At 37.2% G+C, this 14,460-nt stretch carries 9 protein-coding genes; 1 reads left to right on the forward strand and 8 read right to left on the reverse strand.

Features of this window, described 5'->3' with window-relative positions; all coding sequences use genetic code 11:
- The first annotated feature begins 5 nt into the window (after window positions 1–5).
- A complete protein-coding gene (locus tag BXU11_RS06910; protein ID WP_078211519.1) occupies window positions 6–1,217 on the forward strand; it encodes a TCR/Tet family MFS transporter in 1,212 nt (403 codons plus the stop codon).
- 136 nt (window positions 1,218–1,353) lie between these two features.
- Here the strand turns inward: BXU11_RS06910 and BXU11_RS06915 are convergent, their stop codons facing one another.
- The 8 genes from BXU11_RS06915 to purL all read right to left on the reverse strand — a co-directional run bounded on the left by BXU11_RS06915 (window position 1,354) and on the right by purL (window position 14,456).
- Entirely contained in the window at window positions 1,354–3,144 is a 1,791-nt protein-coding gene (locus BXU11_RS06915) for an acyl-CoA dehydrogenase family protein (protein WP_078211521.1), read from the reverse strand.
- 76 nt (window positions 3,145–3,220) lie between these two features.
- Window positions 3,221–3,586 carry a four helix bundle protein gene (locus tag BXU11_RS06920; RefSeq protein WP_078211523.1) on the reverse strand — a complete coding sequence of 122 codons (366 nt, stop codon included), beginning with the start codon at window positions 3,584–3,586 and terminating at the stop codon, window positions 3,221–3,223.
- 131 nt (window positions 3,587–3,717) lie between these two features.
- Window positions 3,718–4,899 (reverse strand): acetyl-CoA C-acyltransferase, encoded by a 1,182-nt coding sequence (locus BXU11_RS06925; RefSeq protein WP_078211525.1) that lies wholly within the window; start codon window positions 4,897–4,899, stop codon window positions 3,718–3,720.
- Window positions 4,900–4,949: 50 nt separating this feature from the next.
- Window positions 4,950–5,312 (reverse strand): four helix bundle protein, encoded by a 363-nt coding sequence (locus tag BXU11_RS06930; protein WP_078211527.1) that lies wholly within the window; start codon window positions 5,310–5,312, stop codon window positions 4,950–4,952.
- Between the two features lie 45 nt (window positions 5,313–5,357).
- Window positions 5,358–7,748, reverse strand: coding sequence for a 3-hydroxyacyl-CoA dehydrogenase/enoyl-CoA hydratase family protein (locus tag BXU11_RS06935; protein WP_078211529.1), 2,391 nt, complete (start codon window positions 7,746–7,748; stop codon window positions 5,358–5,360).
- Window positions 7,749–7,793: 45 nt separating this feature from the next.
- Window positions 7,794–8,285: a MarR family winged helix-turn-helix transcriptional regulator gene (locus BXU11_RS06940; protein WP_024981083.1), complete on the reverse strand. Its 492-nt coding sequence runs from the start codon at window positions 8,283–8,285 to the stop codon at window positions 7,794–7,796.
- Between the two features lie 342 nt (window positions 8,286–8,627).
- Window positions 8,628–10,409: a long-chain fatty acid--CoA ligase gene (locus BXU11_RS06945; RefSeq protein WP_024981082.1), complete on the reverse strand. Its 1,782-nt coding sequence runs from the start codon at window positions 10,407–10,409 to the stop codon at window positions 8,628–8,630.
- A 345-nt stretch (window positions 10,410–10,754) separates the two neighbouring features.
- Entirely contained in the window at window positions 10,755–14,456 is a 3,702-nt protein-coding gene (purL, locus tag BXU11_RS06950; RefSeq protein ID WP_078211531.1) for a phosphoribosylformylglycinamidine synthase, read from the reverse strand.
- Window positions 14,457–14,460 lie beyond the last annotated feature (4 nt).

Genomic DNA, 14,460 nt, shown 5'->3' on the forward strand with positions numbered 1-14,460 from the left:
TTTTTATGATAAGACAAAATAATAATGCCTTGCTGTTTATTTTTATTACTGTTCTAGTAGATGTCATTGGTTTGGGAATTATTATTCCAATAGTACCCAAATTGATTGAAAACCTTACTGGGCATGGAATCAGTGAAGCTTCAAGATATGGAGGTTGGTTGTTGTTTTCATACGCCATCATGCAGTTTCTTTTTTCTCCTATTTTGGGTGGCTTAAGTGATCGTTTTGGTAGACGACCTATTTTGTTACTATCGCTATTTGGACTGGGATTGGATTATATATTTCATGCCTTTGCACCATCCATAGCGTGGCTTTTTGTGGGCCGAATTATAGCGGGAATCATGGGCGCGAGTTTTAGTACTGCTACGGCTTATATTGCTGATATTAGTACACCCGAAAAAAGAGCACAAAATTTTGGTTTGATAGGCGCCGCTTTTGGTTTAGGTTTTATTATTGGCCCTGTAATTGGAGGTATAAGTAGCAAATGGGGTACGAATGTGCCTTTTTTGATTGCTGCTGGACTTACATTGTTGAATGTCATCTACGGTTATTTTGTTTTACCAGAATCCTTATCCAAAGACCATCGTAGAGCTTTTGAATGGAAACGCGCGAATCCTATTAGTTCCTTGCGAAATTTAAAGAAATATCCAGTAGTTTCGGGATTAGTGGTCTCGTTGGTTTTAACTTTTATCGCCTCTCACGCGGTACAATCTAATTGGTCGTTTTATACGATTTACAAATTCAATTGGACAGCCGAAATTGTAGGCTATTCTCTTGCTGTAGTTGGTGTTTTGGTCGCTTTTGTCCAAGGATTTTTGATTCGGAATATCATTCCTCGATTAGGACAAACGAAATCTATTTACTTAGGGATGTCGTTTTCTGCTATTGGATTACTATTGTTTGGTTTGGCAACCGAAAGTTGGATGATGTTCGTGTTTTTGATTCCGTATTGTTTAGGTGGAATCGCTGGGCCTAGTATTCAAGGAGTGATATCGAGTCAAGTGCCTGCTAATGAACAAGGAGAATTACAAGGTGCCTTAACGAGTTTGATGAGTTTGTGTGGCGTATTTGGGCCTTTATTGATGACCAATTTATTCGCCTTTGCGACCGTCAAAAATGGCCCGATTTATTTGCCTGGCGCTCCTTTTTTCTTGGCCTCTTGCTTGACTTTGATCAGTTTTCACCTTTCGTATCGCACATTATCTAACAAAAGATAGTTTATCAACAATACCGCAAATTCGCTAATTATTTTCATTCTTATCAATGGCAATTTGCGGATTTTATGGAAATAAAAAAGCCGACTTGTACCACACAAGCCGACTTCTTTAAACAAATAAAAACTAAAAAAAAATCTTAGAAACAATATGCATTTTCGTTCACAAGTTTAGCAGCAATTTGCTCTCTTAAACTCACAACATTTGGCATATTGGTATATTTCGTATAACGACGCAATCCCATTAACATCATACGTTGTTCATCACCTTCAGCAAACGAAGCGATGCCCTCTTTACCTTTTTGAGTAATGATATCTACGGCTTTGTATAAGTACAATTGTGCCATTGCGATTTGCTCTTTTACGTTGTCTGCACCATTAGTTTTAGCTAATTTTTCAGTACGTAAAATGGTACTTTCAGCCATGTAAATTTCAATCAGAATATCAGAAGCAGCCATCAATAATTGTTGGTGCGCTTCTAAGTCTGGGCCGTATTTTTGAACCGCTCCACCAGCAACCATCAAGAAAGCTTTCTTCAATTTGCCAATCATTTCTTTTTCTTCAGCAAATAATTCAGAATAATCAGGTGTTTCGAAAGAAGGAATTCCCATTAACTCCGCTTGTACTTCAGAAGCTGGTCCTAATAAATCTACGTGACCTTTCATAGCTTTTTTGATCAACATACCTACAGATAGCATACGGTTGATTTCGTTCGTTCCTTCGTAGATACGAGCGATACGTGCATCTCTCCAAGCACTTTCCATCGGAGTATCTTCAGAGAATCCCATTCCACCAAAAATTTGTATACCTTCATCAGAACAGTTTTGAACGTCTTCAGAAACCGCTACTTTCAAGATAGAGCACTCGATAGCATATTCTTCCACTCCTTTTAATTCCGCTTCTTGATGCGTTGATCCAGCTGCTTCACGCTCGATGATTCTGTCTTCGATATCTTTTGCTGCACGATATGAAGCACTTTCACCAGCGTAGCATGAAGTTGCCATTTCAGCTAATTTCGCACGGATAGCTCCAAATTGAGAAATAGAAGTGTTGAACTGAATTCTTTCATTTGAATATTTTACAGACTCCGTAATTACTCTTCTCTGAGCGTCCAAACAAGCTGCTGCCAATTTGATACGTCCCACGTTCAACGCATTCATCGCAATTTTGAATCCGTTACCTCTTTCAGATAACATGTTTTCAACAGGAACTTTAGTATCATTAAAGAACACCTGACGTGTAGAAGAAGAACGAATACCTAATTTGTGTTCCTCTTCATTCATAGAAATTCCGTTAGCTGGATCGTTTTCTACGATGAAACCTGTAATGTTTTTGTCATCACCAATTCTTGCGAAAACGATGAAAAGCGAACAAAATCCTGCGTTAGAAATCCACATTTTTTGTCCTGTGATGCTGTAATATTTTCCATCTTCAGATAAAACTGCTTTTGTTTTTCCAGAGTTAGCATCCGATCCAGCACCTGGCTCAGTCAAACAATACGCACCAAACCACTCACCTGAAGCCAATTTTGGAACATACTTTAATTTTTGTTCTTCTGTACCATACAAAGTAATTGGCATAGTTCCAATACCTGTGTGTGCTCCAAATGCAGTTGAAAATGATCCAGTAGCTCCAGAGATATAGTCACAAACCAACATAGTCGATACGAATCCCATTCCTAATCCGCCATAAGCTTCTGGAACAGCTACGCCAAGTAAACCTAGTTCACCAGCTTTACGCATGGTTTCTTCAGTATAAGCGTAATCTTTTTTCTCAAAACGAGCTTTATGAGCCCATAATTCTTTGTCTACGAACTCTTTTACAGAGTCACGCATCATTAATTGCTCTTCATTAAAATCTGCTGGTGTGAAAATATCTTCACATTTTGTTTCCTTTACGATGAATTGACCACCTCTTGTTTTATTGCTCATGTTTTTTTTAAATTTAGATGATAGATAATAGACGAATAGATAATAGACGCCGATTATTTATGAATTAATTTATAAGTTATTTATTTAATGTGTTTTGAAATGACATTGTTACCTTTTGAAATTCTTCAATTTTTATTTCAATAAAATTGGTGTATTCGTCTGTTATATATTTTCTATGATTTGCAAGTAAAAGTTGTGTTTGTAGTTCAAAAGACGATCCTAAAGATATATTCAGAAAATAACTAAAAGATTTATCTGTTCTACTTGATCCTTCTGCAATATTTGATGGCATAGAAACAGTAGATCGATCCATTTGACTTTTCAATCCAAATTTTTCAGAAACTGGAAATGTATCCGTTGCATCTAAAATTAGTTTAGCAATCTCCATTGCCATTTGCCAAATTTTTAGTTTTTTGAAATTATGTCTTTTGAATTCGCTCATGTTTTTAAATTTTCGATGATAGACGGAAAGATGATAGGTAACAGATGGATAGACGGATAGATGAAAGATTTTGATTTGATAAAATTGAACAAAAATCTATTATCCATCCGTCTCTCATCTATTATCTCCTTTTACACCAACTCAAAAATCCCTGCACTTCCTTGTCCTGTACCTACGCACATAGAAACAATTCCGTATTTGTTGCCTCTGCGTTTCATTTCGTCGAATAATTGAACCGAAAGTTTAGCACCTGTACAACCTAGAGGGTGACCTAAAGCAATAGCTCCACCATTCACGTTGATGATGTCAGGATTTAAGTTCAGTTCTCTAGTTACTGCTAAAGCTTGAGAAGCAAAAGCCTCATTTAGCTCAATCAAATCGATGTCATTTAGTGTCAATCCTGCTTGTTTTAAGGCTTTTGGAATGGCTTTTACTGGACCAATTCCCATAATTCTTGGTTCTACACCAGCAGAAGCAAAGTTTACCAAACGGGCAATCGGCTGAATGTTTAATTCTTTTACCATTTCTTCGCTCATCACCAAAACGAAAGCTGCACCATCACTCATTTGAGAAGAGTTACCAGCAGTTACACTTCCATCGGCAGCAAAAACAGGACGTAAACCTGCCAAGGCTTCCAATGAAGTACCAGCTCTAGGTCCTTCATCTTTAGTGACTACATACGATTTGGTTTCTTTTTTACCATTTTCATTGATAAAAGTTTGCTCAACTGTAATAGGTACAATTTGGTTGTCAAATTTTCCTTCTGCTTGAGCTTTTAAGGCTTTATTGTGCGATTGAAAAGCAAACTCATCTTGGTCTGCACGAGAAATGTTGAATTGTTTTGCTACCGCTTCAGAAGTCAATCCCATTCCCCAGTAGTAATCTTCGTGACCAGCTGCAGCCACTTTGTAATCTGGTGTTGGTTTGTAACCTCCCATTGGAATATAACTCATACTTTCAGCTCCACCTGCAATGATACAATGTGCCATTCCAGATTGGATTTTGGCAGTTGCCATCCCGATAGTTTCTAAACCTGAAGCACAGTATCTGTTTACGGTAACTCCAGGAACATCGTCTACTTTTAATCCCATCAAAGAAATCAAACGTCCGACATTTAGGCCTTGTTCAGCTTCTGGCATAGCATTTCCAACCATTACGTCATCAATACGGGTTTTGTCAAAATCAGGCAACTCATTCATCATATACTGAATGGTTTCTGCTGCTAATTCATCAGGGCGTTTGAATCTAAAAACTCCCTTTGGTGCTTTTCCTACGGCTGTACGATAAGCTTTTACTATATATGCTGTTTTCATTGTTATAAAGTATTAAGATTGGAGAATTAAGTATTAAGATTTTCCAATCGTTATTTGTTATTAGTTTTTAGAGATTTTTGAAGGGCAAAATTCATATTACTCACTTCAACTAAATTATGGATGATTGGAGTAATTTTTACTTCTTCAACTAATTCTAAGCGTTTTGAAATCATTAATTGAGTAATTAATTCATAAGTAGAACCATTTGCAATACCAAGAAAATGCACAAACTCATTATTTGAGTTTCTTCCTGAGCCCTCAGCAATATTTGATGGAATAGAAACGGCACATTTTTTAATTTGATGTGTTAAGTTAAATTTCTCATCAGAAGGTAATTCTGAAATGACTTTGTAAACATCTACAGTAATATCCATTGCTTTTTGCCAAATCTTTAATTTCTCAAATTGATGCATATTTCTAGGTCTTGATACTTAATACTTAATTCTTTCTACTTCAATCTAGTTTCTCAACGGTTTCCCTTTAGTTAACATAAATTGAATTCTCTCTAATGTCTTTCTTTCCGTACAAAGCGATAAAAAAGCTTCTCTTTCGATATCCAATAAGTATTGTTCAGATACTAAGGTCGCTTCAGATAAATCGCCACCAGCCATTACATAAGCCAGTTTGTTGGCGATTTTCTTATCGTGTTCAGAGATGTATTTACCAGCTTGCATTTGGTCAGTTCCTACTAAGAACATTCCCAAGGCTTGTTTTCCTAATACTTTTACATCGGTTCTGCGAATTGGTTGCGTGTAACCCGCTTCGGCCATCAGTAAAGCATGTTTTTTAGCCTCAGCAATCTGGCGATCTTTGTTGACTACCACCACGTCTTTACCATGTTGTAAAATACCTAAGTCAAAAGCTTCATAAGCAGATGTAGATACTTTGGCCATTGCCACTGTTAAGAAATACTCTTGAAGTACGTTCAATTCTACGTCGTTTTTACGGAACAAATCAGACGCTCTCAACGCCATTTCTTTTGATCCACCACCACCAGGAATAACACCTACACCAAATTCTACTAATCCAATGTACGATTCAGCTGCAGCTACAACTTTGTCAGCATGTAAACTCATTTCGCAACCACCACCCAATGTCATACCGTGTGGTGCAACTACTACTGGAATTCCAGAGTAACGCACGCGCATCATAGTGTCTTGAAACATTTTGATCGCCATGTTCAATTCGTCGTATTCTTGCTCTACAGCCATCATGAAAATCATTCCAATATTGGCTCCAACAGAAAAGTTTGCTGCTTGATTTCCAATTACTAAACCTTGGTATTCTTTTTCGGCTAGATCAATTGCTTTGTTGATTCCTTGCAATACATCGCCACCAATAGTATTCATTTTAGATTGGAATTCTAAGTTTAAGATACCATCTCCCAAATCTTGAATAATGGCGCCACTGTTGCTCCATACTTTTTTGGTTTCGCGTATGTTGTTCAGGATGATAAATGCATCTTGACCAGGAACTTTGGTTTGTGATTTTGTTGGAACATTGTAGAAATAAGTAGCACCTTCTTTTACTGTATAAAAACTAGTATTTCCAGTAGCTATCATTTCGGTAACCCATGCAGCAGGAGTAAGACCTTCAGCTTGCATAATTTCAATTCCTTTTTCAACACCTATGGCATCCCAAATTTCGAATGGACCATTTTCCCATCCAAAACCAGCTTTCATAGCGTCGTCAATTTTGTATAATTCATCTGATATTTCAGGAATTCTATTAGAAACATAAGCAAACATTCCAGCGAAACTTTTTCTATAGAATTCACCCGCTTTGTCTTTTCCTTTTACTAAAACTTTAAATCTATTGATTGGCTTGTCAATTGTTTTTGTCAATTCCAAAGTTGCGAAAGAAGCTCTTTTTGCCGCACGATATTCTAAAGTGTCTAAGTCTAAAGATAAAATTTCTTTGCCTTCTTTTTTGTAGAAACCTTGCCCTGTTTTACTTCCCAACCATTTGTTTTCCATCATTTTGTTGACGAAATCTGGTAGTTTGAACAACTCATGTTGCTCATCAGTTGGGCAGTTTTCGTAGATTCCGTTGGCCACATGTACCAAAGTATCTAGTCCTACAACGTCAACCGTTCTGAAGGTAGCCGATTTTGGACGACCAATAACTGGTCCTGTCAATTTATCAACTTCTTCAATAGTTAATCCTAATTCTTTTACTAAGTGAAACAAACTTTGGATGCCGTAGATTCCAATTCTGTTTCCGATAAAAGCTGGAGTGTCTTTGGCTACAACCGAAGTTTTTCCTAAGAATTTTTCACCATATCCTGTCAAGAAATCTAATACTTCAGTTGAAGTTTGTGGTCCAGGAATGATTTCAAATAATTTCAAGTAACGCGCAGGGTTAAAAAAGTGAGTTCCGCAGAAGTGCTTTTGGAAATCTTCACTACGACCTTCACTCATGAAGTGAATAGGAATACCAGAAGTGTTTGAGGTTACCAAAGTACCTGGTTTTCTGAATTTTTCAATTTGTTCAAAAACCAATTTTTTGATGTCTAAACGCTCAACAACTACCTCGATAATCCAATCTACACCTGCAATTTTCGCCATATCATCTGTAGTGTTTCCAGTACTGATACGGTTTGCGAATTTTTGATTGTAAATAGGAGAGGGCTTTGATTTTAAAGCGGTAGCTAAACTATCATTTACCAATCGGTTTCTCACGATTTTGCTTTCGAGAGTTAATCCTTTTTTGGCTTCTGCATCCGTCAATTCTCTTGGAACAATATCCAAAAGCAAGACTTCAACACCAATGTTGGCAAAATGGCAAGCAATTCCAGAACCCATAATTCCAGATCCGATTACTGCGACTTTTTTAATTGTGCGTTTCATACTTAGTTACTATTTATTTTTTTGATTAATTTGGAATTCGTTTTTTTATGAAAGTTCATTCTCATCATAATAAGAATCATTTTCATTGAATGTGATATCTTCAGTATTGAAAATTCTTTTTTCGAGAATTAAGTCATTGATGATTTCGGCTACCTCCATAAAATGAAGTAATTTTTCTTCAGAGACGTGTTCACGTACAGTTTCATTGAACCGAAGTACCGTGTTTTTGGAAAGGTCTCTTTTTTCTTTACCAAAAGGAGTCAGATATAGTAAAACTCCCCGACCATCTTCTGGATTTTTTTTTCTATAAATCAACCCTCTTTCTTCCATTGATTTGAGTGTTCGGGTTAAACTAGTAGCTTCCATTCCCATTCTTGGTCCCAAAGCAGTAGATGGTGTGCCATCTTCCTTGTCAATGCTTAATAAGGCAAATCCTGTTGCCATGGTGGCATCATATTTGGCAGCTTCTTCGTTATACATTCTAGATACGGCTTGCCAAGTTGCTCTCAAAATGTAATCAATTGTTTTGTCTTTCATAGTTTACTATATCGATTTCAAATATATATAAAAAATACTATGCACGCATATTATTTTTTTTGTTTTTTTATAAAAATAAAAATTTAACACTGATAATCAGTATTTTGTATTTTGTTTTCAATCTTTTTTTAAGTTTTTTTACTCCAATTTTTGAAAGTGCAAAAAAAAAGTCGTTAGGTAGTTCTTTGTTCAAAATGACTCTCTTTTTTTAATGGTATACCAGTACTTTTTCTAGCTAGATCCTTTTTTGAAATTTCAAAAAGATATAAAAATTGATCGGTATACTCCAAAAAAAAAGTCCTGAATTTGTAAATCAGGACTTTTGGTTATGGTTGCATTTTTTTATGATTGACCGTAAATTTTTTCATATAACGGTTTATACATTTCCATGATAACCTTTCGTTTTAGTTTTAAGGTAGGGGTAAGTTGACCGCCATCAATAGACCAAACGTCTGGAGTCAATTCAAAGCGTTTTATTTTTTCCCAATTCCCAAATTTTGCATTTAAGTGATCTACTTCTTCCTGAATTCTTGCAATAACTTTTGGATGCGAAATGACTTCCTGATTGGTTTTGCCAACTTCAATATCATGTAATTTTTCCCATTCTTTGATGAATTCAAAACTAGGTTGAATGAAAGCGGCTGGCATTTTTTCACCATCACCAATCACCATGATTTGTTCAATAAAACGAGATTGTTTCATTTTGTTTTCAATCATTTGAGGTGCAATATATTTTCCTCCTGAGGTTTTGAACATTTCTTTTTTTCGATCTGTAATTGTCAAAAAGCCCTCTGAATCGATGTTGCCAATATCTCCCGTATGAAAATAACCACCTGATAATACTTCGGCTGTTTTTTCAGGGTCTTTGTAATATCCCATCATTACGTTAGGTCCTTTACAAAGAATTTCTCCATCTTCGGCAATTTTCACTTCTACATTTTGAATAACCTTACCTACGGTTCCAACTTTGAAACCTTTGTTTCTCATATCATTTACAGCAATTACTGGGGAAGTCTCTGTTAGACCATATCCTTCCATTACTGGAATTTCGGCAGCGGCAAATACTCTAGATAATCGGGGTTGCAAAGCTGCACTTCCTGAGACCATTAAATCTAATTTTCCTCCTAATCCTTCTTTCCATTTGCTAAAAATTAATTTTCTAGCAATTTTTAATTGGAATTCATACCAAAAACCATTGGCGCCATATGGCGCATAATGTAAGCCTAAATTAATCGCCCAAAAGAAAAGCAATCTTTTGATTCCGGTTAATTCAGCTCCTTTGGCATAAATTTTATCGTATACTTTTTCTAGTAAGCGAGGCACGGCAGTAATCACATTAGGTCGCACCTCTTTAAGGTTATCGCTAATTTTGTCTATCGATTCTCCAAAATAAACCGAAACACCACAATATTGGTACAAATACAAAATCATGCGTTCAAAAATATGGCAAATTGGCAAGAAGCTTAAGGCAGTGTTTTTTCCTGATTCAAAAGGAACTCTTGGCGCACTATTTAATACATCCGAAACAATATTTTGATGAGAAAGCATCACACCTTTTGGTTTTCCAGTGGTACCAGAGGTGTATATGATAGTCGCCAAATCCATTTCGTTAACGCTAGATTTGCGTTGCTCTACTTCATTTTGGTTGCTTTCATCATTTCCTAAAGCGAATAAAGTAGTCCAATTTTGGCAACCTTCAATCTCATTAAACGAATATACTTCCTTTAAGCCCGGCACATTGGCTTGTATGTTTTTTAGTTTGTTGTACACATCAACATCCGAGACAAAACAATATTTGGATTCAGAATGATTCAAAATATATTCATAGTCTTCCTCTCCAATGGTAGGATATATCGGCACCGTTTGAGCTCCAGTTTGCAATACCCCAATATCCATAATATGCCATTCGGTTCTATTATTGGATGAGATAATGGCAATTTTGTCATTTTTTTGAATGCCCATTCGGAGCAATGCTCTTGAAATCGTGTTCGATTTTGCAATGTATTCTTCTGTCGAAGTTTTGATCCAAACTCCATTTTGCTTCGTAGCTAAAGCATCTGGAATGGAGTTAAATTTTTCTAATTGATAGTAGGGGAAATCAAAAAGACGTGTGATATTGACCATTGTAAATAAATTGAATTTGGCGCAAATTAAATAAAAAATGCTAATTTCCTAACGTTTTGTAAAAGTAATTATCCTATTGATTACTAATTGTTTGGAATTCAGCGAAATCGTTTTCATAAATAATGGGATTTAACATTTTTAGAGCAGGCACAATTGGCATTTTAACATATATTGTCCCGCTGTTCGTTATATCTTTCCCGCCGAACCCCGTCGGCAAAGGATGCCACTGCCATCGGGGCTATGAGGAATTATGGTTTCTTTTTTGTTGTCATTATCATTTCAACTTTTGATAAAAAAAGCTCATTCCTATTTAGAATGAGCTTTTTACAGAAAGTAAAAAATGTTTTATTGTTTTTCAATCCATTTTCTTGCGTTCACAAAAGCTTCTAACCAAGGCGAAACTTCATCTTTTTGCCCGTTGTCTGGATAATGTGCCCAGTTCCAAGGGAAAATAGAACGCTCAATATGTGGCATCATCACCAAGTGGCGACCTGTAGTATCACACATCATGGCCGTGTTGTAATCCGAACCATTTGGGTTAGATGGATAACCTTCGTAACCATATTTTGCTACAATATTATAATTCGTTTCTTGTTCTGGTAAATGGAATTTTCCTTCACCGTGTGACACCCAAACCCCAAGTGTAGCACCTTCTAAGCTAGAAAGCATCACCGAGTTGTTTTTTTGCACTTTTACCGAGGTAAAAATACTTTCGTGTTTGTTCGAAGTATTGTGGTGCATTTTTCCGTGTACTTTATGTTCTGGATTGATTAATTCTAATTCCATCCACAACTGACAACCGTTGCAAATCCCCACAGATAAAGTGTCTTCGCGTTTGAAGAAATTTTTCAATGCAGTATTGGCTTTTTCGTTGTACAAGAAAGCTCCAGCCCAACCTTTGGCAGAGCCTAAAACGTCCGAGTTAGAGAAACCACCCACTGCACCAATAAACTGAATGTCTTCCAATGTCTCACGTCCCGAAATCAAATCGGTCATATGTACATCTTTCACATCAAAACCAGCCAAGTACATAGCGTTTGCCATTTCACGCTCGGAATTACTTCCTTTTTCACGGATAATAGCCGCTTTTGGCTTCTCGACTGCGCTCGAAGTGACACCGACTGCGCTCGAAATGACAGCTGCTTTACCTGTAAAATGCGCTGGGAATTGATAGCCTAACGGTTGGTTTTTGTAATTGGCATAACGCGCTTCAGCCATTCCGTTGCGAGATTGCTTAGCATCTAACAAATACGATGTTTTAAACCAAGTATCTCTAGTTTCATTTACGTTAAAAGTGAACGTATCTGCATTATTCTGAATAGTAACTAAGTCTCCTTCGGTAATCGTTCCAATTTTGAAAATCTCAACATTTTGAGCGGCAAAAAGAGCTTCAATTGTTGCATCAGCTTGGAAAACCACAGCGATATTTTCATTAAATAATGCTTTAACCGTATCCGCTTCACCAAGAACGCTCAAGTCATAAGTCGCGCCTAAGTCTACTTCTGCAAACGAAAGTTCTAATAAAGTAGTAATCAAACCACCGCTGCCTACGTCGTGACCCGCTTTGATTTGGCGGTTTTTGATGGCGTCTTGTAAGGTGTTGAAAGCTGTTTTAAAATAAGCTGCGTTAGTAATGCTTGGCACATCGGTTCCTACTTTGTTCAAAATTTGAGCAAAAGATGAACCTCCCAATTTGAAACTATCTTGAGATAAGTTCAAATAGTAAATGTTGCCACCATTGCGTTGTAAAACAGGTTCAACAACTTTGGTAATATTGGTACAATTTCCTGCTGCCGAAATAATCACTGTTCCTGGAGCAATAACCTCGTCGTTAGGATATTTTTGTTTCATTGAAAGTGAATCTTTACCCGTTGGGATATTGATTCCTAATTCGATGGCGAAATCAGAACACGCTTGAACTGCTTCGTACAAACGAGCATCTTCACCTTCGTTTTTACAAGCCCACATCCAGTTGGCCGATAAAGAAACCGATTGTAAACCGTCTTTTAAAGGAGCCCAAACGATATTAGAAAGTGCTTCTGCAATAGCAGTTCTTGTTCCCGCTACAGGGTCAATCAACGAAGCTACTGGCGAGTGACCAACAGTGGTTGCAATTCCTTCTTTGCCTTTGAAATCCAAAGCCATAACTCCCACATTGTTCAGTGGTAATTGCAATGGACCAGCACATTGTTGTTTGGCTACGCGACCTCCCACACAACGGTCTACTTTATTGGTTAACCAGTCTTTACAAGCAACTGCTTCTAATTGCAGTACTTGATTAAGATAGTTCGGGATGTTTTTAGTAGTATAATTTAGTTCTGTATAATTTACAGCTACTTTCTTGTCTGTCATTATCGTTTTTGGAGAACTTCCAAAGAAATCTTCCAAAGCATAATCCATAGGTTTTACACCTGTAGTTTTGGATTCAAAAGTAAAACGATGGTCGTTCGTCACGTCACCTACTTGGTACATTGGAGAACGTTCTCTATCAGCAATGCGTTGTAAGGTGTCAATGTCTTTTTCGCCAATCACTAATCCCATACGCTCTTGCGATTCGTTACCAATGATTTCCTTAGCAGAAAGCGTTGGGTCACCTACTGGTAATTTATCCAAATCAATCAATCCACCAGTTTCTTCTACCAATTCCGAAAGACAGTTGAGGTGTCCACCTGCTCCGTGGTCGTGAATTGACACGATAGGGTTGTGGTCGCTTTCTACCAGTCCACGAATGGCATTCGCTGCACGTTTTTGCATTTCTGGATTAGAACGTTGTACGGCGTTCAACTCAATTCCGGAGCCAAAAGCACCTGTATCAGCTGAAGAAACTGCAGCACCACCCATTCCAATTCTATAGTTTTCTCCACCTAAAATAACGATTTTATCGCCAGCTGTAGGTTTCTTTTTTATCGCTTGGTCTAATTTTCCGTAACCAATTCCACCTGCTTGCATGATTACTTTATCGTAACCCACTTTACGGTTGTTTTCTTCGTGTTCGAAAGTCAAAACAGAACCCGTAATCAACGGTTGTCCAAATTTGTTTCCAAAATCAGAAGCTCCATTCGAAGCTTTAATCAAAATATCCATTGGTGTTTGGTACAACCAAGGTCTTTCTGCCATTCCTTTTTCCCAAGGTCTGTCATCCTGAGCGGAGTCGAAGGAGGTTAATCGAGAATACGCAGTCATATAAACCGCTGTTCCTGCTAATGGCAACGAACCTTGTCCTCCTGCTAAACGGTCGCGAATTTCTCCTCCAGAACCTGTTGCGGCTCCGTTGAAAGGCTCCACAGTAGTTGGGAAGTTATGGGTTTCGGCTTTTAATGAAAGTACCGAATCAAATGTTGTTTCTTGGTAAAAATCAGGTTTGTCGGCACTTTTTGGTGCAAATTGTGTCACTTTCGGTCCTTTTACAAAAGCCACATTATCTTTATAAGCAGAAACGATATCGTTTGGATTCGTTTCAGACGTTTTCTTAATTAATTTGAAAAGAGAAGTCGGTTTTTCTTCGCCATCAATTACAAAAGTTCCATTGAAAATTTTGTGACGACAGTGCTCTGAATTTGCTTGCGAAAATGCAAAAATCTCAGAGTCGGTTAATTTTCGACCTAATTTGGTTGCTAAATTAGAAAGGTAGTCTACTTCTTCTGGACTTAATGCCAAACCTTCGGATTGATTATAAGCTTCAATATCGTCGATTTCCAATATAGGTTCCGGTTGGATATTGATAGTAAAAATATCTTGGTGGAGTTCGCTAAATTTTTGCGAAAGCATAGGGTCAAAATCCGAAAAATCTTCGGTAACACGTTGAAATTCCTCGATTCTGATGATACCAGAAATCCCCATGTTTTGAGTAATTTCTACTGCGTTGGTACTCCAAGGCGTAATCATAGTGGCGCGTGGACCAACAAAAAAATCCGACAAGACGGATTTTTCTATTTTATTGGCATCAGCAAATAGCCAGTTGAGTTTTGAGATGTCTTGAGCCGAAATTTCGTTCTGCGTGTGTACGGCAAAAACAGTGTTACTTTGGTTTTCAAAGAAATGAATCATTGTT

Source organism: Flavobacterium sp. LM5 (assembly GCF_002017945.1).
GTDB classification, from domain to species: Bacteria; Bacteroidota; Bacteroidia; order Flavobacteriales; family Flavobacteriaceae; genus Flavobacterium; species Flavobacterium succinicans.

Bases quoted from the DNA above. Each gene is read 5' to 3' on its own strand.
- BXU11_RS06910 (WP_078211519.1), top strand. From the start codon at position 6: ATGATAAGACAAAATAATAATGCCTTGCTGTTTATTTTTATTACTGTT.
- BXU11_RS06915 (WP_078211521.1), bottom strand. From the start codon at position 3,144: ATGAGCAATAAAACAAGAGGTGGTCAATTCATCGTAAAGGAAACAAAA.
- BXU11_RS06920 (WP_078211523.1), bottom strand. From the start codon at position 3,586: ATGAGCGAATTCAAAAGACATAATTTCAAAAAACTAAAAATTTGGCAA.
- BXU11_RS06925 (WP_078211525.1), bottom strand. From the start codon at position 4,899: ATGAAAACAGCATATATAGTAAAAGCTTATCGTACAGCCGTAGGAAAA.
- BXU11_RS06930 (WP_078211527.1), bottom strand. From the start codon at position 5,312: ATGCATCAATTTGAGAAATTAAAGATTTGGCAAAAAGCAATGGATATT.
- BXU11_RS06935 (WP_078211529.1), bottom strand. From the start codon at position 7,748: ATGAAACGCACAATTAAAAAAGTCGCAGTAATCGGATCTGGAATTATG.
- BXU11_RS06940 (WP_024981083.1), bottom strand. From the start codon at position 8,285: ATGAAAGACAAAACAATTGATTACATTTTGAGAGCAACTTGGCAAGCC.
- BXU11_RS06945 (WP_024981082.1), bottom strand. From the start codon at position 10,409: ATGGTCAATATCACACGTCTTTTTGATTTCCCCTACTATCAATTAGAA.
- purL (WP_078211531.1), bottom strand. From the start codon at position 14,456: ATGATTCATTTCTTTGAAAACCAAAGTAACACTGTTTTTGCCGTACAC.